Source organism: Pseudomonas sp. AA-38 (assembly GCF_029457475.1).
Classification (GTDB): Bacteria; Pseudomonadota; Gammaproteobacteria; order Pseudomonadales; family Pseudomonadaceae; genus Aquipseudomonas.
The window spans coordinates 5,443,584-5,464,852 of record NZ_CP120359.1; the positions used below are offsets into that span (position 1 = coordinate 5,443,584).

At 66.3% G+C, this 21,269-nt stretch carries 15 protein-coding genes and 1 pseudogene; 8 read left to right on the forward strand and 8 right to left on the reverse strand.

Translation table 11 applies throughout. From position 1 onward, the window contains the following. Positions 1-115 precede the first annotated feature (115 nt). From PVE35_RS25015 to PVE35_RS25025, 3 genes and pseudogenes are all read left to right on the forward strand, one after another. Positions 116-6,817: an MBG domain-containing protein gene (locus PVE35_RS25015; RefSeq protein WP_277373336.1), complete on the forward strand. Its 6,702-nt coding sequence runs from the start codon at positions 116-118 to the stop codon at positions 6,815-6,817. A 2-nt stretch (positions 6,818-6,819) separates the two neighbouring features. Beyond that, entirely contained in the window at positions 6,820-8,472 is a 1,653-nt protein-coding gene (locus PVE35_RS25020) for a ShlB/FhaC/HecB family hemolysin secretion/activation protein (protein ID WP_277373337.1), read from the forward strand. An 84-nt stretch (positions 8,473-8,556) separates the two neighbouring features. Then, a pseudogene (locus tag PVE35_RS25025) lies at positions 8,557-8,658 on the forward strand (diguanylate cyclase); the annotation flags it as partial. Between the two features lie 174 nt (positions 8,659-8,832). Here PVE35_RS25025 and PVE35_RS25030 read toward each other — a convergent pair. Next, positions 8,833-9,366 (reverse strand): zf-TFIIB domain-containing protein, encoded by a 534-nt coding sequence (locus PVE35_RS25030; RefSeq protein ID WP_268180007.1) that lies wholly within the window; start codon positions 9,364-9,366, stop codon positions 8,833-8,835. Positions 9,367-9,492: 126 nt separating this feature from the next. Here PVE35_RS25030 and PVE35_RS25035 point away from each other — a divergent pair, with 126 nt between their 5' ends. Next, complete coding sequence (locus tag PVE35_RS25035) at positions 9,493-9,888, forward strand: DUF3301 domain-containing protein (protein ID WP_268180009.1); 396 nt, start codon at positions 9,493-9,495, stop codon at positions 9,886-9,888. 4 nt (positions 9,889-9,892) lie between these two features. On the opposite strand, the gene PVE35_RS25040 is transcribed toward PVE35_RS25035, so the two are convergent. After that, complete coding sequence (locus PVE35_RS25040) at positions 9,893-10,771, reverse strand: alpha/beta hydrolase (protein WP_268180010.1); 879 nt, start codon at positions 10,769-10,771, stop codon at positions 9,893-9,895. Between the two features lie 37 nt (positions 10,772-10,808). Further along, the gene (locus tag PVE35_RS25045) at positions 10,809-11,786 is read right to left on the reverse strand and encodes a CobW family GTP-binding protein (protein ID WP_277373339.1); all 978 of its coding nucleotides are present in this window, start codon (positions 11,784-11,786) and stop codon (positions 10,809-10,811) included. A gap of 84 nt (positions 11,787-11,870) precedes the next feature. On the opposite strand from PVE35_RS25045, the gene PVE35_RS25050 reads away from it, so the two are divergent. After that, positions 11,871-12,221: an NADH:ubiquinone oxidoreductase gene (locus PVE35_RS25050; RefSeq protein WP_268180014.1), complete on the forward strand. Its 351-nt coding sequence runs from the start codon at positions 11,871-11,873 to the stop codon at positions 12,219-12,221. A gap of 252 nt (positions 12,222-12,473) precedes the next feature. Here the strand turns inward: PVE35_RS25050 and PVE35_RS25055 are convergent, their stop codons facing one another. The 3 genes from PVE35_RS25055 to dksA are packed head-to-tail and all read right to left on the reverse strand — an operon-like array spanning position 12,474 to position 14,764. After that, the gene (locus tag PVE35_RS25055) at positions 12,474-13,118 is read right to left on the reverse strand and encodes a DUF1826 domain-containing protein (protein ID WP_277373340.1); all 645 of its coding nucleotides are present in this window, start codon (positions 13,116-13,118) and stop codon (positions 12,474-12,476) included. After that, positions 13,118-14,323 carry a zinc metallochaperone GTPase ZigA gene (zigA, locus tag PVE35_RS25060; protein WP_268180017.1) on the reverse strand — a complete coding sequence of 402 codons (1,206 nt, stop codon included), beginning with the start codon at positions 14,321-14,323 and terminating at the stop codon, positions 13,118-13,120. Before zigA ends, PVE35_RS25055 begins: the two co-directional genes overlap by 1 nt. Before the next feature lie 15 nt (positions 14,324-14,338). Next, the gene (gene dksA, locus PVE35_RS25065; RefSeq protein WP_268180019.1) at positions 14,339-14,764 is read right to left on the reverse strand and encodes an RNA polymerase-binding protein DksA; all 426 of its coding nucleotides are present in this window, start codon (positions 14,762-14,764) and stop codon (positions 14,339-14,341) included. 71 nt (positions 14,765-14,835) lie between these two features. On the opposite strand from dksA, the gene folE2 reads away from it, so the two are divergent. Beyond that, positions 14,836-15,726 (forward strand): GTP cyclohydrolase FolE2, encoded by an 891-nt coding sequence (folE2, locus tag PVE35_RS25070; RefSeq protein ID WP_268180021.1) that lies wholly within the window; start codon positions 14,836-14,838, stop codon positions 15,724-15,726. A 4-nt stretch (positions 15,727-15,730) separates the two neighbouring features. On the opposite strand, the gene PVE35_RS25075 is transcribed toward folE2, so the two are convergent. Then, on the reverse strand, positions 15,731-17,644 hold the full coding sequence (locus PVE35_RS25075; protein ID WP_277373341.1) for a DUF2207 domain-containing protein: 1,914 nt from the start codon (positions 17,642-17,644) through the stop codon (positions 15,731-15,733). Between the two features lie 221 nt (positions 17,645-17,865). Further along, positions 17,866-18,432 (reverse strand): LemA family protein, encoded by a 567-nt coding sequence (locus PVE35_RS25080; RefSeq protein WP_268180025.1) that lies wholly within the window; start codon positions 18,430-18,432, stop codon positions 17,866-17,868. Between the two features lie 115 nt (positions 18,433-18,547). Here PVE35_RS25080 and PVE35_RS25085 point away from each other — a divergent pair, with 115 nt between their 5' ends. Together PVE35_RS25085 and PVE35_RS25090 are read left to right on the forward strand one after the other, a co-directional pair. Further along, the gene (locus tag PVE35_RS25085; RefSeq protein ID WP_268180027.1) at positions 18,548-20,467 is read left to right on the forward strand and encodes a DUF294 nucleotidyltransferase-like domain-containing protein; all 1,920 of its coding nucleotides are present in this window, start codon (positions 18,548-18,550) and stop codon (positions 20,465-20,467) included. Beyond that, the gene (locus PVE35_RS25090) at positions 20,464-21,171 is read left to right on the forward strand and encodes a 3'-5' exonuclease (protein ID WP_268180029.1); all 708 of its coding nucleotides are present in this window, start codon (positions 20,464-20,466) and stop codon (positions 21,169-21,171) included. Before PVE35_RS25085 ends, PVE35_RS25090 begins: the two co-directional genes overlap by 4 nt. Positions 21,172-21,269: the final 98 nt, after the last annotated feature.

Below are 21,269 nucleotides of genomic sequence, written 5' to 3' on the forward strand. Positions count from 1 at the left end.
AGTTTAAATTTCGCCAATTGCCCCTTTCACGTCGACCGCACAAACGCCGCTGTGCGCGAGACTGTGGGCGAGCCCACATCCAACGCAAAACATCGCCAACCACAGGAAGGCTGTCATGAACCGTGCCTACGCTCTCGTCTGGAACCCTTGCAATGGCGCCTGGAGCGTCGCTGACGAGCATGCCCGGCGACGCGGCAAAGGCGCCGGGGCTGTGCTGGCGGCCAGCCTGCTGCTGGCCGGCCCGGCAGCCGCCGCTGACCTGCCCACGGGAGGGCAGGTGGTGTCCGGTAGCGGCACGATCAACCAGCCCAACGGCCAGCAGATGGTCATCGACCAGTCCAGCACCAAGCTGGCCATCGACTGGCAGAGCTTCGATATCGGTGCCGGCAACAAGGTGACCTTCAATCAGCCCGGCAGCGACGCCATTGCCCTCAACCGCGTGGTGGGCAGCGATGGCTCGAAGATCATGGGCCAGCTCGATGCCAACGGCCGCGTGTTCCTGGTCAACCCCAACGGCGTGCTGTTCGGCGAGAGCGCCAGCGTCAACGTCGGTGGTCTGGTCGCGTCGAGCCTGGATATTGCGGTCGAGGACTTCGACCGGGGCCATTACCGCTTCAAGGGTGACGGCAGCCCTGCCGCCGTGGTCAATGAGGGCAGCATCCAGGCCGACGGGGGTGCAGTGGCGCTGCTCGGCGGCACGGTAAGCAACAATGGCGTGGTCGTCGCCAACCAGGGCTCGGTCACCCTGGCGGCCGGCAATGCCATGACCCTGGACTTCGCCGGCGATGGCCTGCTCAAGGTGCAGGTGGACGAGGCGGCGGCGGATGCGCTGGTGGAGAACCACAAGCTGATCCGCGCCGATGGCGGCAAGGTGCTGCTCACCGCCGACGCAGGCGATGCGCTGCTCAAGACCGTGGTCAACAACACCGGCGTCATCGAGGCCCGCACCCTGGGCCAGAAGGACGGCAAGATCATGCTCATGGGCGACTTCGACGGTGGCGTGGTCAAGGTGGCCGGCACCCTCGATGCCAGTGCCCCCAACGGTGGCAACGGCGGTTTCATCGAAACCAGCGGTGCGCACGTGCAGATCGCCGACGACGTGAAGGTCACCACCCTGGCGCCCAAGGGCAAGACCGGCGAGTGGCTGATCGACCCCTACAACGTGACCATTTCCAACGCCACCAGCTCCGGCATGGGCGGCTTCAACGGCAACGCCAACGACAGCGTGCTCAACGTCACCACCCTCACCAACGCCCTGGCCAGCACCGGGGTGACGGTGACCACCGGCGTCGGCGGCAGCCAGGCCGGCAACATCACCGTGGACGCGCCCATCAGCTGGAACGCCAACACCGTGCTGGCGCTCAACGCCGCCGGCAGCATCATCATCAACAAGGACATCACCGCCACCGGCAACAACGCCGGGCTGTCCATGTCCTACAGCGGCAGCTACAGCCTGAACAAGGGCGCCCGCGTGACCCTGTCCGGCAGCAACGCCAGCCTCAGCCTGGCGGGCACCGGCTACGTCCTGATCCATGACATCGGCGCGTTGCAGAACATCACCAGCACGGGCTTCTACGCCCTGGGCAACGACATCGACGCCAGCGCCACCGCGGGCTGGAACGGTGGCGCCGGCTTCAACCCGCTGGACGGGGCGAGCACCAACTTCGCCGGCCTTGGCCACAGCATCGACAAGCTGACCATCAACCGCGGGTCGGAGAGCGACGTCGGGCTGTTCCGCACCGTGAGCGGCAACGTCCGTGACCTGACCCTGTCGAATGCCCGCATCACCGGCCAGATGAACGTCGGCGGTATCGCCGCCACCCTTGGCGGCACCCTCAGCAACGTCCACATGACCGGCAGCGTGTCCGGCTCCGGGGCCTTCGTCGGCGGCCTGGCCGGCACGGTGAACAACGGCATCATCCGCTACTCGTCCTCAGCCGCCGACGTGACTGGCCTGACCGTGGTGGGCGGGCTGGCGGGCAGCGTGCAGAGCATTGCCATGGCCGACTCCTATGCCACCGGCTCGGTCACCGCCACGGTCAGCAACACCAGTGCGTTTGCGGGTGGGCTGCTGGGCGAGGTGATCTCCAGCGCGACGCTGACCAACACCTACGCCAGCGGCAAGGTCACCGGCTACACCACCACGGGCGGCCTGATCGGTGGCGGCTACCTGCCCACCATCACCGTCAACACCAGCTACTGGGACATCAACAGCACCGGCCAGTCCAGCTCCCTGGGTGGCGGTACCGGCCTGACCAGCGCCGTGCGCAACCAGTCGGCCTACACCGGCTTCGACTTCACCAACATGTGGGTGATGTTCGAAGGCGATACCCGGCCGATGCTGCGCAACGAATACTCCACGACCCTCTTCACCCCCCACGCCCTGCAACTGATGGGGCTGGACCTGACAGCCAATTACCGCCTGGGCACCGACCTGAGCCTGGCCAGTGTCATGGCTGCCAGCGGCGGCTACTACGGTGAAGTGTGGGGCGCGTCGGGCTTGCGCCCGATCGGCAACAACGCACAGCAGTTCACCGGCAGCTTCAATGGGCAGGGCCACAGTATCAGCGGCCTGGCCATCAACCGGACGGCCACTAACTATGTCGGCCTGTTCGGCTACACCGCCAATGCGACCCTGGCCAACGTGAAACTGCTGGGCGGCAGCGTCACCGGCAACGACGGCGTCGGCGCCCTGGTCGGCTACATGCTGGGCGGCACCCTCGGCAACGCATCGGCCAGCACCACGGTCAGCGGCACCAGTACCAGCGAAGCCAACACCGGCGGGCTGGTGGGCACCAACGACGGCGGCGCCATCGCCGATGCCTCCGCCACCGGCAATGTCACCGGAGCCGGCTACCAGGTCGGTGGCCTGGTCGGCTTCAACGTCAACGGCGGCAGCATCACCCGCTCCTATGCCACCGGTAACGTCACCGGCACCAACACGAGCGCAAACCTCGGCTATGTCGGCGGCCTGGTGGGCGCCAACGGCTACAGCGGCGATGGCGGCTCCATCAGCCAGTCCTACGCCACCGGCACGGTGAGGGCGTCGTCGGGGCCGGTCGGCGGCTTCGTCGGCCACAACGAAGGCAGCATCACCGACTCCTACGCCATCGGCGCGGTGATCGGCCAGGGCTCCGCCAGCAACATCGGCGGCTTCGCCGGGGTCAATTTCGTCAACGGCACCATCGCCAACAGCTACTCCACCGGCTACGTCGCCGGTGGCAGCCAGACAGGCGGGTTCGTCGGCTACAACAACGGCGCCAATGGCGCCATCAGCAACGTCTACTGGAACACCCAGACCAGTGGCCAGCTTCAAGGCACTGCAGGCGGGTTGGCGGGCGGCATGACCGGGCGCACCACCGCACAGCTCCAGGGCGGGCTGCCTTCCGGTTTCTCGTCGCCCCTCTGGGGCACCGGCACCAACCTCTACCCGTACTTCACCTGGCGCTACAACACCACGCCCATCGCCATCAGCGGCAAGGCCTTCAGCAATGCCGGCAGCACCTCCCTGGCCGGCGCAACCCTGACTGCCGTGTCCGGCGGCGTGGCCATCGGCAGCGGCAGCAGTGGGGCGGACGGCTACTACTACATCCTCAGCGACGCCAGCGGCCTGGATGGGAACGGCGCCATCGTCTACCTGGACGGCAACGCCGACACCGGTGCCGCCTTTGGCGACGTGATCGGCACCAACGGCGTCCAGGGGCTGGATGTCTATGGCTCCGCAGCCCGTCTGGTCACCGGCCAAGGCAGCCTCTCGGCAACCCGCAACCGCTATCTGGCCGCCCGGGGTAGCTACGCCGACACCGACCTCGCCTTCCTCTCGTCCAGCGACTTCGCCACCCTCACCAGCAGCGCCTACGGCCTCTATCTGGCCGCCAGCGCCGCCAGTTACAGCCTGGACACCGAGCTCGGTTCCGGCGGCCTGCTGAGCCTCGACAGTGGCGGCGCCTTCAGTGTCAGCGGCACCCGTCAGCTATCGGCGGGTGGCAACCTCGACGTGGCCGACCGCCTGACCTGGGGCGATGCCGCCGGGCTGACCCTCAGCACCAGCAATGGCGGCAACGTCGTACTGGGGAATGGCATAGGCGCTGCCAACGGCAGCCTGACCCTGTCCGCCGCCGGCACCGTGACCAGCAACGGCGGCATCAACCTCGGCGTGCTGAATTTCACTGGCGGCACCTGGAGCCAGGTAGGCGCCAGTCTGCCCAGCTTCAGCGTCAGCGACTTCCGCCTCAGCCCCAGCGCCACCTTCGTACGCGCCCTGGGCGGCGACGGCAGTGTCGCCATGCCGTACCGCATCGCCGATGTCTACGGCCTGCAGGGTCTGGCTTCCACCAGCCTGGCGGGCAGCCGCTTCGTCCTGGCGAGCGACATCGACGCCTCCAGCAGCGCGTTGTGGAACAGCGGCACCGGTTTCCTCTCCATCGGCAGCCTCGCCAACCCCTTCACCGGCCGGCTCGACGGGCAGGGGCACCGCATCAGCGGCCTGGCCATCAACCGCCCCGGCAGTACCTACAGCGGCCTGTTCGGCTACAACGCCGGCTACGTCGGCAACCTCAACCTCGTAGGTGGCAGCGTGGCCGGTGGCACCTACGCTGGTGCCCTGGCGGGCTACAACGCCGCCACCGGGGTGGTCGAGCGGGTCAGCAGCGACACCAGCGTCACCGGCACGGGCAATGTCGGCGCCCTGGTCGGCACCAACGCCGGGATCCTCAGCGAGTCCCTGACCACAGGCAGCGCCAGTGGCGGCCTCAATGGCGGCGGCCTGGCCGGCAGCAACGCCAGCACCGGCACCATCCGCGACAGCTACGCCACCGGCAGCGCCCAGGGCAGCGCCACGGCGGGCGGCCTGGTGGGGTTCAACGACGGCAGCCTGCTGCGTGTCTACTCCACGGGCACGGCCAGTTCCAGCGTCGGCGCGGTCGGCGGCCTGGTGGGCAGTAATGTCGGCACCGCCACCGGCAGCTTCTGGAACACCACCACCAGCGGCCTGGCCCAGGGCGTCGGGGCCGGCAACGCCACGGGCGTGTCGGGGCTGACCAGCGCCCAGCTCACCAGCCTGGCGCCCTTCGTGGCAGCAGGCTGGAGCATCGACGACGCTGGCGGCACCGGCGCCACCTGGCGGATGTACGAGGGGCACAGTGCGCCGCTGCTGCGCAGCTTCATGACCGCCCTCAGCGTCAGTGCTGGCAACGCCAGCAAGACCTACGACGGCACCGCCACCAGCAGCACCGGTACCCTGGTGTTCCCCATCGGCTACGACCCGGCCCTGGTTTCCGGCAGCGCCGTCTACACCGCCAACAGTGCCAACGCCGGTACCTACAGTGGAAATAACTTGCGCCTCGGGGGCCTGTATTCCAGCCAGTTCGGCTATGACATCGAGATGCTCGCCGGCACCCTGACCATTGACAAGGCAGCCCTGACCATCACCGCCAGCAATGCCAGCAAGACCTACGGCCAGACCGCTTCACTGGGCGGCTTCACCTCCTCGGGCCTGATTGCAGGCGACCAGGTCAGCGGCGTGGATCTCACCAGCCAGGGCACGGTCTTCAATGCCAGCGTGGGTGACTACGCCATCGTTGCCAGCAACGCCCAAGGCAGCGGGCTGGGCAACTACGACATCACCTACGGCAACGGCACCCTGACCATCGACAAGGCAGCCCTGACCATCACCGCCAGCAATGCCAGCAAGACCTACGGCCAGACCGCTTCGCTGGGCGGCTTCACCTCCTCGGGCCTGATTGCAGGCGACCAGGTCAGCGGCGTGGATCTCGCCAGCCAGGGCTCGGTATTCAATGCCAGCGTGGGTGACTACGCCATCGTTGCCAGCAACGCCCAAGGCAGCGGGCTGGGCAACTATGACATCACTTACGGCAACGGCACCCTGACCATCGACAAGGCAGCCCTGACCATCACCGCCAGCAATGCCAGCAAGACCTACGGCCAGACCGCTTCACTGGGCGGCTTCACCTCCTCGGGCCTGATTGCAGGCGACCAGGTCAGCAGCCTGGATCTCACCAGCCAGGGCACGGTCTTCAATGCCAGCGTGGGTGACTACGCCATCGTTGCCAGCAACGCCCAAGGCAGCGGGCTGGGCAACTACGACATCACCTACGGCAACGGCACCCTGACCATCGACAAGGCAGCCCTGACCATCACCGCCAGCAATGCCAGCAAGACCTACGGCCAGACCGCTTCGCTGGGCGGCTTCACCTCCTCGGGCCTGATTGCAGGCGACCAGGTCAGCGGCGTGGATCTCGCCAGCCAGGGCTCGGTATTCAATGCCAGCGTGGGTGACTACGCCATCGTTGCCAGCAACGCCCAAGGCAGCGGGCTGGGCAACTATGACATCACTTACGGCAACGGCACCCTGACCATCGACAAGGCAGCCCTGACCATCACCGCCAGCAATGCCAGCAAGACCGCCGGCCAAGTGGCGATTCTCAGCGGCTTCAGCACCGCCGGGCTGGTGGCGGGCGACCAGGTCAGCAACGTCAACCTGGCCAGCAGCGGCGCCGCTGCCGAGGCCACAGCCGGTAGCTATGCCATCGTCGCCAGCAACGCCCAAGGCAGCGGCCTGAGCAACTACGACATCACCTACGTCGATGGCCAGCTCAGCGTTATCGGCACCTTGCCCAACAACAGCAGCAATACCATCGATCCGCGCGTGGCTTCTGCACAGTTGGCCGCCAAGCAGTCCGCCAGCGATAACGACAGGCCGCTGGTGATGGTGACACCGGCACTCTTCGCACCGGCCACTTACGCTCCACAGCTCAATATTCTCAATGACGGCATTCGTCTTCCCGAAGGAATCTGAAGATGCGTTCGATCCCAGTGCTGGGCGGCCTCGCCGCCTCCCTGCTGAGCCTGTCCGTCGCTGCCGCCACCGCACCGGATGCCGGTCAGGTGCAACAGGGCCTCGACCGGCAGCCCCTGCAGCTCGAACCTCGACAGTCCCTGCCACTCAACCTGCCGGACACACCCGCCGACCCGGCGGCCGACGCCGGCCCACGCCTGCAGGTCAATGGCTTCATCCTGGAAGGCAACAGTGCGCTGAGCAGCGAGGAGCTGCTGGGCCTGCTGGCCGATCTGCCGGGCCAGGAACTGAGCGTTGGCCAGTTGCAGGCAGCCGCCAACCGCATCACCCGCCGTTACCGCGAACAGGGCTATCCGCTGGCACGCGCCTACCTGCCCGCCCAGGAGATCGAAGGCGGAGTGGTGAAGATTAGCGTGCTGGAAGGGCGCTACGGGGAGATCCACGTCGATAACACCCTCGGCCTGGGTGGCAGCGCCCTAGCGCCGTTGTCGGCACTGCAGCGCGGCGACGCCGTGCAAAGCCAGCCGCTGGAACGCAGCCTGCTCCTGCTACGCGACACGCCCGGCGTGGAGGTCAAATCGACCCTGCGCCCCGGTGCCAGCACCGGCACCACCGACCTGCTGGTGGATCTGCAACGGGCTCCGCTGGTCAGCGGATCGGTGGACATGGACAACTACGGCAACCGCTTCGTCGGCCAGTACCGTCTGGGTGGCACGCTGAACCTGAACAACCCGCTCAACCTCGGCGACCGCCTCAGCCTGCGCGCGATGGGCAGCGACGAGGATCAGCGCTATGGCCGCGTGGCCTACCAGTTGCCGCTCGGCCCCTGGTCCACCCAGTTCGGCGCCGCCTATTCGGACATGGACTACGAGCTGGGCCAGGACTTCGAGGATCTACGCGCGCACGGCAATGCACGTATCGCCAGCGTCTACGCCATCCAACCGCTGGTGCGCTCGCGCAACTTCAGCCTGTTCGGCCAACTGCAGTACGACGACAAACGCCTGAAGGACGATATCGACCTGTTCGGCGAGAAGAGCGACAAGCATGCCCGCGTCGTGACCCTCACCCTCAACGGCAACAGCCGTGACGACCTGCTCGGCGGCGGGCTCAACAGCTTCGCCCTCGGCTGGAGCCAGGGCAGCCTGACCCTCGACGGCGCCCAGGCCCAACGCACCGACGACGCCACTGCCGGCACCCGCGGCCGCTTTCACAAGCTCAATCCGAGCCTGGTACGCCTGCAACGCCTGAGCGATCGCTTCAGTCTCTACACCCAACTCCAGGGCCAGTGGGCCGATGGCAACCTGGACAGCGCGGAAAAACTCTATCTGGGCGGCGCCTACGGTGTGCGCGCCTATCCTCAGGGCGAGGCCTCCGGTGACCAGGGCTGGCTGGCCAACGTCGAGCTGCGCTACGCCCTCACCGCGGCCTGGCAGCTATCCACCTTCGTCGACCACGGCGAGGTGCGCCTGAACAAGGACGCCTGGACTGTGGATGACAACCACCGCAGCCTTTCGGGGGCCGGCCTCGGTGCCCAGTGGGCGAGCAACGGCTGGCAGATCAGCACCGTCGCCGCCTGGCGTCTCGGCAATGCCGATGCCGAAAGCGACGTGTCACGCACGCCACGGGTCTGGGCGCAGGTGGTGCGAGCGTTCTGAGCGCAGCCTGATCAGGCGCTGAGCGAGGAAAAAGGCTGACCATCGAGACAGCACTGCAGGGCGCCGGCAAAAAATGCCGGGATCGCCCTGCCACTGTGCCTGGCGATGCTCGATCTGGATCACTTCAAACAGATCAACGACCACCACGGTCATACCACTGGCGACGCGGTACTGCGCGAATTCAGCCAGCTCTGCAGGCAGCAGGCGCACGCGACCTAACTGTTCGCCCGCATCGGCCTGGCCGAGTGGCGCCCGGCGAAACCCTGGAGCAGTTGCTGCAGCGCGGCGCTCTGCACCGCCAAGGTCGCGGGCCGCGATGGTCTGATGCGCGCGACCTGAGGCGGCGCGGATGAAACGCCCTCAGTCGTGACCGATGTAGAACAGCAGCTCGCGCCGCTGCGGATGATCCTTGAGCCAGGCGCGAATGTCGTCGGCGCGGGCGATGGCCTCTTCGCCGGCGATGCGGCTGAAACGCTCACGCCGTGCCTGTTCGCTGGCCTGCTGACGCACCTGGCGCTGCCAGGCCTCGGTGAAGATCGCCGGCATGCGCTGGCTCAGCTCCAGGGCCTTGAGCAGTTGCCACTCACCACTGTCCAGCCAGGCCTCGTCGCAGCTACCGCACAGATCGAGGCGGTTGGCGCGGGTGCCGCTGATCTGGAACTTGCTCATCAGCTTGGCACACTTGGGGCAGCTCAGGGCATGGCTGGTTTCGCTGACGACCTCCTCGGCCGTCAACGCCGACGGGTTTTCCTGTTCGGGCTGGCGTTCGGCCCAGTCGCGGTAATGCAGCAGGCTGACCAGGGTACCTGCGCATTGCGGGCAACCATGGCCGAGCAGGCCATCTTCGAGCTTGGCCGGTTGCAGGCGCGTGGTACGGCAGGCGGGGCAATGCATGATGCTGACATCCTTTTCAGTGTTGAGTGTGCAAACGCTAGTGCAGAGCCGACGGCCGGGCAAGTGGCTATGCTGAGAACTGTGAGGCAGATAGGCTAAGCTCTGCCTCCCGGAGCCGGAGTCACCATGATCAGCCTGTTCGATGTCTTCCTGTTGATGCTCTTCGCCGCCGCCTGCGCCTGGTTGTGGCGCGGCCATGGCATTCGCGAGCGGGCCCTGGCCTTCGCCAAGCAGCACTGCGCCAAGCTCGACGTGGAACTGCTCGACGGTGCCGTGGCCCTGCGCCGCCTGGCCATCGAGCGCGACGCCAAGGGGCATCGGCGCCTGGCGCGGCTTTACGACTTCGAGTTCACCGTCACCGGCGAGCAGCGGCTGCGTGGGCAGATCAGCATGTTCGGCGCGCATTTCGGGCGTATCGAGCTGGAACCGCACCCGGTGCTGCAACCGCAGCCCGAGCCGGTATCGGTGCAGCCCCAGGGCAACGTCATCCGCCTGGAGGACTGGCGGCGCAAGGCACAGTAGAACGTCAGCCGCGCTGCAGCAGAAAGTTGGCCACGCGCTCGGCGCTGTCGCCCGGCCGTTCCTGCATGAAGCAATGTCCACCCGGCACCACCTGCCCGCGCACCTGTGGATTGCTCGCACACCAGCGCGCCACCGAACGGGCGACGAAAGGATAAGTATGCGCACCGTGAATGACCTCGGTGGGCGTGCGCACCTTGGCCAGCGACGGCCACAGGCGACGCGGGAAGGAGCCGAAGATCTCCGCTTCGCGGCTCGGCCGGCACTTGAGCTCGACGCCACCGTCGACCTCCTTCAAGGCGTGCTCGATATAGGCAGCGAACGCCGCCTCGTCCCAGCCCTTGAACATGCCCCGACCGTGCAGCGCGGCATGCGCGCTGGCGCGATCCGGCCACTGCCGCCGACGTTTGCGCGCCTTCTTCGCCAGGCCCGTGCGCTGCGCCAGGCCGGTCACGTCCGAGAGCGCCATCACGCCGATCATGGCCGGGCTGAACAGCACCGGGTCGAGCAGCACGGTGCGCTGGAACAGCTTGGGGTGGCGCGCCAGGATCAGGCTGGTCAGCACCCCACCGAAACTGTGGCCCAGAGCGAAACGCGGCACCGCGCCGAATGGCCCGCGCAACGCCTCGAAGGCCTCCACCGCCAGCTCGGCACTGCGGTTCCAGCCGTGAAAGCGGCCGCCGTGATCGCTGTCACCATGGCCCTGCACATCACACAGCCAGAGGTCGAAATCCTCGGCCAGCAGCGCCAGCATCGGTGTGTAGACCCGCCCGCAATAGCCGTTACCGTGCAGGAAATGCAGCAGCGGCCTGCCCGAGGGCGGCGTATGCCAGCCACGCAGGGTGAAACCGGCAGAGGTGGCGTGAGACCAGGGCAACAGTTGCATGAAGGGTATCCACAACGACGAACGCGCGGCGAGTGTATCAGCCAGTCGCGGCAATTCGGCAGGCGGCGAACGAGGCGCTGAGCGCTTCGGCGTCCTGCGCCTGATCGAAGATCAATTCCAGCCGCGAATCCTTGCGCCATTCGCTCGGGCTCCAGCCCTGCAGCGCCTGCCCCTGTACGGCATTGAGCGAGCGCCAGCCGTCGGCACCTTGCAGCACCGCCTTGGCCCGGCGCCAGGGCAGGGTCTGCAGCCACTGACTGGCCTGCCCGAGGTCGAAGCGCTGGCTCGGGTGCCAGCGCCAGCCGATGCTCCAGCCCTCGGCCTGGGCCTGCACCTGGCAGATCGGCTCGGCGGCGTTGCGCCAGATCTGCGCCAGGCCCGGCGCGGCGCTGGGTAACTCGGCCTTCACCGCGACGGGCGAAGCCTGCGCCGCCAGCCCCGGCAACGCGGCCAGGTCGAGCTGGCCGTGCTCGCACCAGCACAGCGGCACGGGCGGCAGTTGCGCAGCAATCCGCGCCCGCGTCGCCTCGTCCACGCCTGCGCTCTTGTTCAACAGCAACAGGCCCACTTCCCCCAACGCCTGCTGCTGCACATCGGGCAATGACTCACCGGCCGCCAGCGCAGCGGCGTCCAGCACCATCAACGCCGGTTGCACGGCCAGCACCCCGAGCCAGGGGGGCTGACGCAACTGCGCCAGCAACTGCGCCGGATGGCCCAGGCCGGAGGGCTCGATCAGCAATCGATCAGGCCTGGCCTTGCGCAGCAGACGGCCGAGGCCAACCTGAAACGGCGCACCATTGACGCAGCACAGGCAGCCACCGGCCACCTCGGCCAGGGTGATGCCGTCATCGCCTTGCTCCAGCAAGGCAGCGTCCAGGCCGATCTGACCGAATTCGTTGATCAGCACCGCCCAACGCTCGCCTGCTGGCTTCTGCGCCAGCAGGTGACGGATCAGGCTGGTCTTGCCGGCGCCCAAGGGGCCGGCAATCAGATGGGTGGGGATTTGGCTGAGCATGCCGCTATGGTCGGCGCTTCAATGCACAGACTGCAACGGGGCGGCATGCTAGATTCGCCGGAAATTTTCGAGGAAGCTCATACGATGCGTGCATGGCTGTTGCTGTTCTCTCTCCTGCCAGGCCTGGCCCTGGCCGACGCCTGCGTGGTGCACAGCCAGGCCGAGCGCCTGGACGTGAAGGTCTGCCAGGAGAACCGCAACATCCCCGCCACGCTGTTCCGCGAAGGCTTCTGCCAACCACAGTTACAGGGCCAGAAGGTCGAGGTGGAGTTTGTCGAGCATTGCCCAGAAGGGGCCTACGGCATCTGCCAGGAAGCCCAGGCTGGCAGCGGGCTGTACCGCCAGGACATCCACTACTACGGCGTGGCCAGCGATGCGGCGTACCTGCAACCGGCCTGCACCAACCAGTACCAGGGCAAATGGATCGAGCCCTGACATCAAAGTGTCACCCAAAGAGCGCCTAATGACGGTCGGGTACCTCATGTAACCCTCGTGCCGAGTCACGCGTCGGCATGATCTCTTGGTGCTTAAGGCCGGGGCAGTTGCTCCGGCCTATTTTTTTGCCCGGCATCCAAGCTGCGGACGAGATGTAGGGTGCGCCGTGCGCACCACCACGACGGTTGCTCGGTGCACACAGCCTAGGCGGCCCCGCGACACCCTACGGAGCGCCGTCGACAGAGATGTCGCTCAGGCCAGCCAGTCCAGAGTCAGCAGCAAACGCCGCTCGCCCGCCGGCGGCTGCGGCGAGCGGTGAATCAGCCCGCGCCCTTCGTTGCCCTGCCATTTCTCGCCCTTGGCCAATGCCACATGTCCGGCCTCCAGGCGCTGGATCAGGCGCGCGTCCTGCGGCTCGGCGGCCGCCTGGCCGAGCCCGCTACGCGGCATGGCGCCCTCCGCCAGCCAGTGGCTGCCAACACCGGCGTAGCTGGTGATCAGCCTGAGCGGCACATGGTCGACGTGGAAACGCGGGCACATGGCCTTGTCCAGTGCGCGCAGGCGCAGGCCGATGCGCCGGGCGTCGAGCAGGCAGGCATAGGCGCGCACCAGCCAGGCAACATCGTCGAGAAAGGCCGCCTGGCCCGGCAGATCGGCGTATTGCGCCACCAGGCCGGGCAGGTTCGGCTCACTGTCGGCCTGCGCCAGCTCCAGGGTCATGGACTGCGCCAGCGGCTCACCCTGGGCCAGCAGCGCCTCGGCAAAGTCGGCGATCTGTGCCGGCAGGCGGCGCTGCCAGACGGCCAGGTTGACGCCGTCTTGCAGCACCTCGCCGAGCACCTGGATATCCTCGGCCAGCACCTGGCGCGGCGCTGGCGGCAGTTTCAGCGCGTGCATCAGGCCGCCTCCTGCTGCCAGGGGCCGAAGGGGTCGGCGAGCAGGCGCCAGGCATCCGGGCCGCCGGCCATTTCCGCATCGCTCAGCAGACAGTCGTCCAGCTCGCGGCTGAGCCGGGCGAAGTCGATGTTCTGGCCGATGAATACCAGCTCCTGGCGGCAATCACCGACCTCTTTGCTCCAGTGCTGCATGATCGCCTGCAGGCCTTCCTCGTCCTGCGGCCAGTGCTGCTTGGGCACGAAGCGCCACCAGCGCCCGGCCAGGCCATGGCGCATCAGCCCACCGGCCTGCGACCAGCTACCGGCTTCCTGGTATTTGCTGGCCAGCCAGAAGAAGCCCTTGGAGCGCAGCAGGCGACCATTGCTCCATTCCTGCGAGAGGAAGTCGAAGAAGCGCTGCGGATGGAAGGGCCGGCGCGCGCGGTAGGCGCTGGAGGCGATGCCGTATTCCTCGGTTTCCGGCACGTGCTCGCCGCGCAGTTCCTTGAGCCAGCCGGGCGCCTGCGAGGCGCGCTCGAAGTCGAAGCGGCCGGTGTCGAGGATCTTGTCCAGGGCGATCTGGCCCATGCTCATGGCCTGGATGTCGGCGTGGGTGTTGAGCCCACGCAGAATGGCCATCAGCTCCTCACGCTCGGCCTGACTGATCAGGTCGATCTTGCTGATGAGGATGACGTCGGCGAATTCCACCTGCTCGATCAGCAGGTCGGTGATCGAGCGTTCGTCCTCCTCGCCCAGGGTCTCGCCACGGCTGGCCAGGCTGTCGGCGGCATGGAAGTCGCGCAGGAAGTTCACCCCGTCGACCACGGTGACCATGGTGTCCAGCCGCGCCAGGTCGGACAGGCTGCGGCCCTGCTCGTCACGGAAGGTGAAGGTCTCGGCCACCGGCAGCGGCTCGCTGATGCCGGTGGATTCGATCAGCAGGTAGTCGAAGCGGCCGTCGCTGGCCAGGCGCGCGACCTCCTCGAGCAGGTCTTCACGCAGGGTGCAGCAGATGCAGCCGTTGCTCATCTCCACCAGCTTCTCTTCGGCGCGGTTGAGGCTGACGTCACGCTGCACTTCGCTGCCGTCGATGTTGATTTCGCTCATGTCGTTGACGATCACCGCGACCTTGAGGCCTTCGCGGTTCTTCAGCACATGGTTGAGTAGAGTGCTCTTGCCGGCGCCGAGAAAGCCGGAGAGCACGGTTACGGGTAGACGCGGGTTCATGGGGAGATTCCTCGTTCAGTCACGGTCACGCTGATGTTTTTCGCGCTGCTCCTGGCGCTCCTTGGCTTCGATGCACAGGGTCGCGGTCGGGCGCAGCAGCAGGCGTTTCAGGCCGATGGCTTCGCCGGTTTCGGCACACCAGCCATATTCGCCACGCGCCAGGCGTTCGAGCGCCTGGTCGATCTTGTCCAGCAGCTTCTTTTCCCGCTCCAGCAGGCGTAGCTGCCATTGCCGTTGTTCCTCGGCAGCACCGATATCGGCCACGTCGCTGCTGTTGTCGGGTTCGCGCAGTTGGGTGAACTCGTCATCGATGCGTGCCTGCAATTCGGCACGCTGGGCCAGCAGCAGCTCGCGGAAGAAGCGCTGCTGGGCATCGTTCATATAGTCATCGGCTGGCTGGGCCAGCAGCTCGGCTTGGGTAAGCCCGGTCATCAGAGTCATGGCAAATCGGCTGGCTTGTTTCAATTGTTATAACATAACATTTAATCCTGAGAACAACCCACGGATTTGCGATGAACGAACAGACCTTGCCCGATATCGCCGCTCAACCCACCCATCACGACCTGGCCCTGGACTGGGTCGGCATGGCCGGCATCGCCCTGCCCGTTCGCCTGGCCGGCGAGGCCGTGGTGGCCAGCCTGGATATCGGCGTCAGCCTCGACGATGCCGGCGCGCGTGGCATCCACATGTCGCGCCTGTATCTGGCGGCGCAGCGTCTGGAGCATCAGGAACTGAAGGTGTCAGCGCTGCTGCAAGTGCTGGACGACTGCCTGGGCAGCCACCAGGCGTTGTCCGACAGTGCCTCGCTGACCCTGCGCGGTGAGGTGCCGCTCAAGCGTCCGGCACTGGTCAGCCCGCTGCATGGCTGGAAGACCTATCCATTCGAGCTTCACGCACGCCAGGACGGCCGTGGTGTGAGCATCGAGTTGCAGGTGGAGGTCACCTACTCGTCCACCTGCCCCTGTTCGGCGGCGCTGGCGCGACAGTTGATCCAGCAGCGTTTCGCCGAAAGCTTCGCGCAGCAGCCACTGGATTATCTGGAGGTGCTCGACTGGCTCGGCTCGACCCAGGGCATCGTCGCCACGCCGCACAGCCAGCGCAGCACGGCGACGCTGCGCCTGCGCCTGAACCCGGAGTGCAACGACCTGCCTCTGCTGGCGCTGGTCGACAGCGCCGAACAGGCGCTCGGCACCCCCGTGCAGACCGCAGTGAAACGCGCCGACGAACAGGCCTTCGCCCTGGCCAACGGGCAGAACCTGATGTTCTGCGAAGACGCCGCACGCCGCCTGCATCGCGCCCTGCGCCAGTTGCCGCAGGCCAGCGGCTTCCGCCTCAAGGTCGCGCATGCCGAGAGCCTGCACGCCCACGATGCGGTAGCGGAAAGCCGCTGGAACTGGAGCTGAAGGGCTACCAGCCGCCTCCACCGCCGCCACCCGCTCCGCCGCCCGACGAGCCGCCGCCACGGGATGCGGACGAGCCGGAGCCAGAGCCGCCGCCACCAGAATGAGAAAAGTCATCGGAGGAGCGCGGCGCCTGCGGTGGCGTCGACGAACTCATCAGCACCCTGTCCAGATTCCAGGCAAGGCCGTGCGCCGCGCCTGAGGTCATCATCTGTGTGAAGGCCTGTGGCTCATAGTCCACCTCCACTGGTGCAAGGGTGCCCTTGCGCAGCTCGTGGGTGAAGCGCTCGGTCCACTGCCGTTCGACGCCCAGCGCCATGGCGTAAGGCAGGTGCCGCTCATAGTGCGCGATGCTCATGACCGGCGCCTGGCCGGCTTTATCCAGCACGTCCTGTTCGGCCAGGCTCAGGTACTCGCGATACCCTTCCAGCTCGTCGAGCAGACGCCGCCCGGCGATGCTGGGCGCGCGCAGGAGCTTGCGCGCCACCATAACGATGACGAAGAGAATCAGGCACAGCAGCACGGCCGGGCCACCCACCTGGCTCGCGGCGCAGATCGCCAAAACCAGCATGAGGAGCACGAGCAATATGCCCGCCCCGGCCGGAGCGGAACGGAGCAACGACACCCCCCACGCGCCCAACGCTACACCCACCACCATCAACCAGAATGCATTGCTCGTCGCAGCGGAATCCGCAGGTGCGGTCACCAGTGAGATGAAACCGGCGATGAAGGCGAAGCACACACCGACCAGCCACTCGCCAGTATGGCGGTCGAAGTTGTTCTGCTCGATCACCTCGAAGCTGCGCAGCAAGCCGTCGAGGGCCGCGGTCAGCCGTGGTTCATAACGGTTACCCAGGGTCAACGAGCCATCCTCGCTGGTGATGAGCGCATTGAGTACCTGCCGCTCGTCTTCACGAATGGCATCCCCTGGCGCCTCTGCTCGGGTCAGCAGCAGGCCTTCGCTGTTGCGCTGCAAACGCAGCCAGCCGCGAATGGCCAGATCGGTGAGCATGATGCTCAGCGCCCGCACCCCACGCGTGTCGCCCGCCAGGCCGCGATGCCAGACGTAGCCGGCCATGGCCGGGCTGATGCCGCGGGGCAACTCGAACAGCGGAATCACCAGCCCTTTGCGTGGGCCTCTGCCAAGCTTCCACCAGAGCACGACGTAGAACCCAAACAGGCCAACGGACGCCAGTAGCGAGAGGATGTCGCGCAGGTTGTCGATGACCAGCCGGAGCAGGTTCTGCCACCAGCTCGGCCTGCTCACCAACCCGGCCTGCCAGGCGGTGGCGACGGTGAAACCTTCACGCACCTTCAGCTCGCGCGTGGTCACCAGCCGCAGGCGATTGTCCTGCTGCTCGAGCACTTCATAGGCCCCTTCACGCGAACCCCGGTAGCCGGTGTAGGCATGAGCGGCCTCGATCTGCGCGCCCTCCGGCAGCACCACTTCGACGCTGGCTCGGCGAATCGGCAGCAGCCAGTCGTTGCCGGTGACGTTCCAGTAAAGCTCATCGACGCGGGCGTGAAACTGCAGTTGCGCATCCATGCGGTAGGTCAGTTCGTAGACATAAGCGCCAGGGTTCAGCCTGATATCGGCGCGCCCAAGGCGCAGACGCACGCCATGCTCCAGTGCCTGTTGCGTGACGGTTTCCGGCTGACCGTCACGCGTGGCCGAAATCAGCGTCAATGGCGTGCTGCGCAGCAAGCCATTGCCCAGGCTGTAGCGTGTAGGGATGTCGCGATAGATGCCACGCGATATCTGCTGCCCTTCGGCGATGACGGCGATACGCTCGGTCACCAGCACCTCGCCACTGGGCTCGACCTGCAGACGCACGTCATAGCTCTGGATGGCCTCTTCGGCCTGCGCACTGAAGGCGCAGAAGCAGCACAGCAACAGCAGAATTCGCAGTCTTCCTGACATGACACTCTCCTTGGCACTCGCAATCATCCGCCTGGGCGAATCGAGGCGGCACCCTACTCCAATAGGCTCGACAGAAAAAGCGAACGCCGCACATCCGCGACATTCGTCAGAGGATCTTTACCAGCCCCCGCCGGACGAACCGCCGCCGCCCGAAGAGCTGCTCGAGGGTGGTGAAGAGGCAAAAGCCGTGGCGCTGGCAAGGCCGGCGGCCAGGGCGCCGCTCAGAACGCCAGCTTCGGCGACTGACCGTCACGCGGGTCATCCAGCGTGAAGTAGTCGGCCTGAGTGAAAGTGAACAGGCGGGCCACCAGGTTGCTCGGCACCGACTCGATCAGCACGTTGAGTTCGCGCACCGCACCGTTGTAGTAGCGCCGCGCCATCTGGATATGGTTTTCGACCTCGCTGATGTTGCCCTGCAACTCGCGAAACTGCTCATCGGCCTTGAGCTCGGGATAGGCCTCGACCAGGGCGAACAACTGGCGCAACTGGTTACTCAGTTGCGCCTCGACCGGCGCGCGCTCGCCCAGCGGCGAGTCGGCCAGTTGCACCGCGCGTGAACGCTCCTGCACCAGCGCCTGCAGCGTACCCTGCTCGTAACTCATGTATTGGCGCACGCACTCCACCAGTGCCGGAATCAGGCTGGAACGGCGCTTGAGCTGTACGTCGATACCACTGGCAGCCTCGGCTACGCGATGGCGGTTGAATACCAGGCGGTTGTAGTAAAAGACCGTGGCGCCGCCAAGCAATAACAGCGCCCCCAGGCACAACCAGAAGCCCGCATGCTGCATATACCCTCCTTGTTTGGTCTGTACTGACAGGCATTGTCCTCATCGCGACACTGCAGGAGGACATCCCATCGTTATGCCCTTATCCTTGAATATCAACCTGCCAGCGAGGTCCACCATGCAGATCGAGCTGATCGAGATTCGCGATCACCTGAATCGCTTCGCCCCCTTCGACAACCTGCCGGAACAGACCCTCGACGAGATCGCCCGCCAGGTGCAAGTGGGCTACTTCAAGGCCGGCAGCGAAATTCTCGCTGCCGGCGCACCGATCCACGAACTGCACTACGTGCGCAGCGGCGCGGTGGAAATCCATCGCCGCGGCGGCGAGCTGCACAACCGCCTGACCGAAGGCGACATCTTCGGCCAGGCCGGCCTGCTGCGCGGCAACAAGGTGCGCCTGGGCGCCAGGGCGCTGGAAGACAGCCTGATCTACTTCATCCCCGGCCCGCTGTTCCAACAGCTCTGCGACCAGTTCGACAGCTTCGCCGACTTCGTCGAAGCCGAAGGCCAGTCACGCCTGAAGTCGGCCCTGGAGGACAGTCATGGCAAGGCCAGCGAGCTGATGAAGATTAAGGTGCGCAAGCTGATCAGCCGTTCGCCGGTCAGCGTGCCGCTGGACATGCCCGTGCAACAGGTGGCCAAGGTGATGAGCGAGCAGAGCGTGTCCTCGGTCATCATCGTCAACCCCGCCAGGCGCTGGCCCAACCCCGCGCAGGTACAGGTGGCCGATCAGCAGAACCAGGTGATGGCCGGCATCCTTACCGACCGCGATCTGCGCACCCGTGTGCTGGCCGAAGGGCTGCCCGGCGACACGCCAGTGAGCCAGGTGATGACGCCCGGCCCGGTGACCGTACAGGCCGACGAGTCGGTGTTCGAGGCCATGCTGTGCATGCTGCGCAACAACATCCACCACCTGCCCGTGCTGCAGCGGCGCCGTCCGGTAGGCATGATTTCCCTTGCCGACGTCATTCGCTACGAGTCACGCAGCAGCCTCTATCTGGTCAACAGCATCTTCAACAAGACCTCGGTGGAAGGCCTCAAGAGCCTGCTGCCGGATCTGCACGCCACCTTCGTGCGCATGGTCGCCGACGACGCCAGCGCACACATGGTCGGCCGCGCCATGAGCAGCATCGGTCGCGCCTTCACCCGCCGCCTGCTGATTCTCGCCGAGGAAAAGCTCGGCCCGCCGCCAGTGCCTTACTGCTTCATGATCGCCGGCTCGATGGCCCGTGACGAACAACTGCTGCTGACCGACCAGGACAATGCCCTGGTGCTCGACGACAGCTTCAACCCGGAACTGCACGACCCCTACTTCGCCGAAATGGCGCAGTTCGTCAGCAACGGCCTGTCCGCCTGCGGCTACGCCTACTGCAAGGGCGGAATCATGGCCAGCAACCCGAAATGGCGCCAACCCCTGAAGGTGTGGCGGCAGTACTTCAGCGAGTGGATCGAACGGCCCAACCCGGAGACTCTGCTCAACAGCAGCATCTTCTTCGACCTCGACGGCGTGTACGGCAAGACCGCGCTGGTGGAGAACCTCAAGGAAATGCTGGCAGAGAAAGCCAGTGCCACGCCGGCCTTCCTCGCCGCGCTGGCGCGCAACGCGCTCAACCGCACACCGCCACTGGGCTTCTTCCGCACCTTCGTGATGGAAACCGACGGCCGCCAGAAGAACATCATCAACCTCAAGGGCCGCGGCACCGCGCCCTTGACCGACCTGATCCGCGTGCACGCCCTGGCCTGCGGCTCCAAGGCGCAGAACTCGCTGGAGCGCCTCGATGCCATCGCCGCCACCAAGCTGCTGCCCCAGGAGGCCCTGGATCACCTGCGCTATGCCTTCGAGTTCCTCAGCCTGGTGCGCATCCGCCACCAGGCCCGCGAGGTGGAAGCCGGCAACCCGCCGGACAATTACGTCGAGCCGGAGAAATTCAGCTCCAGCGAGCGTCACCACCTCAAGGAAGCCTTCCAGGTGGTGAGCAACGCGCAGAAGTTCCTGCGCTTCCGCTATCCGGCCCAGCCACTCGCCCGGCCACAATGACGGCGTACCAGAACCAGGACTGGCCGCAACTGTTCGACGAGCTGGCTGCCAGCAGCCAGGACGAACGGCTGCGCGCCTACTACGGCGCCGGCTGCATCGCCGCCGACACGCCGCTGGCCGACGTGCCGCTGGTGGCGCTGGACGTGGAAACCACCGGCCTCGACCCTCGTGAACACGCCATCGTCAGCCTCGGCCTGGTGCCGATGAACCTGCAACGCATCCGCTGCAGCGATGCCCGTTACTGGGTGGTCAAACCCACCAGCGAGCTGAGCGCCGAATCGGTCACCTTCCACCACATCACCCATTCCGACATCCGCCACGCCCCGCGCCTGGCCCATGTGCTGGATGAACTGCTCGAAGCCCTGGCCGGCAAAGTGGTGGTGGCGCACTACCGCAACATCGAGCGCAACTTCCTCGACCAGGCCCTGCGCCAGCACCTGGGCGAAGGGCTGATCTTCCCCATCATCGACACCATGGAGCTGGAAGCCCGGGTGCATCCCAAACGCAGTGTCAGTTGGTGGGATCGCCTGCGTGGCCGCGAGCGCATCTCCATCCGCCTGGCCGATAGCCGCCTGCGCTACGGCCTGCCACTGTACTCCGCGCACCATGCCCTGACCGACGCCCTGGCCTGCGGCGAGCTGCTGCAAGCGCAGGTGGCCACGCACTACCCGGCGCATACGCCGGTGGGGGCGGTCTGGAGCTGAGCCCTACCCTGTTCGATCGTTCCTGCGCTCCGCGTGGGAATGCAGCCCAGGACGCTCCGCGTCCGAGCACCCCACACTCCAGAGCCCGCGCAGCGCGG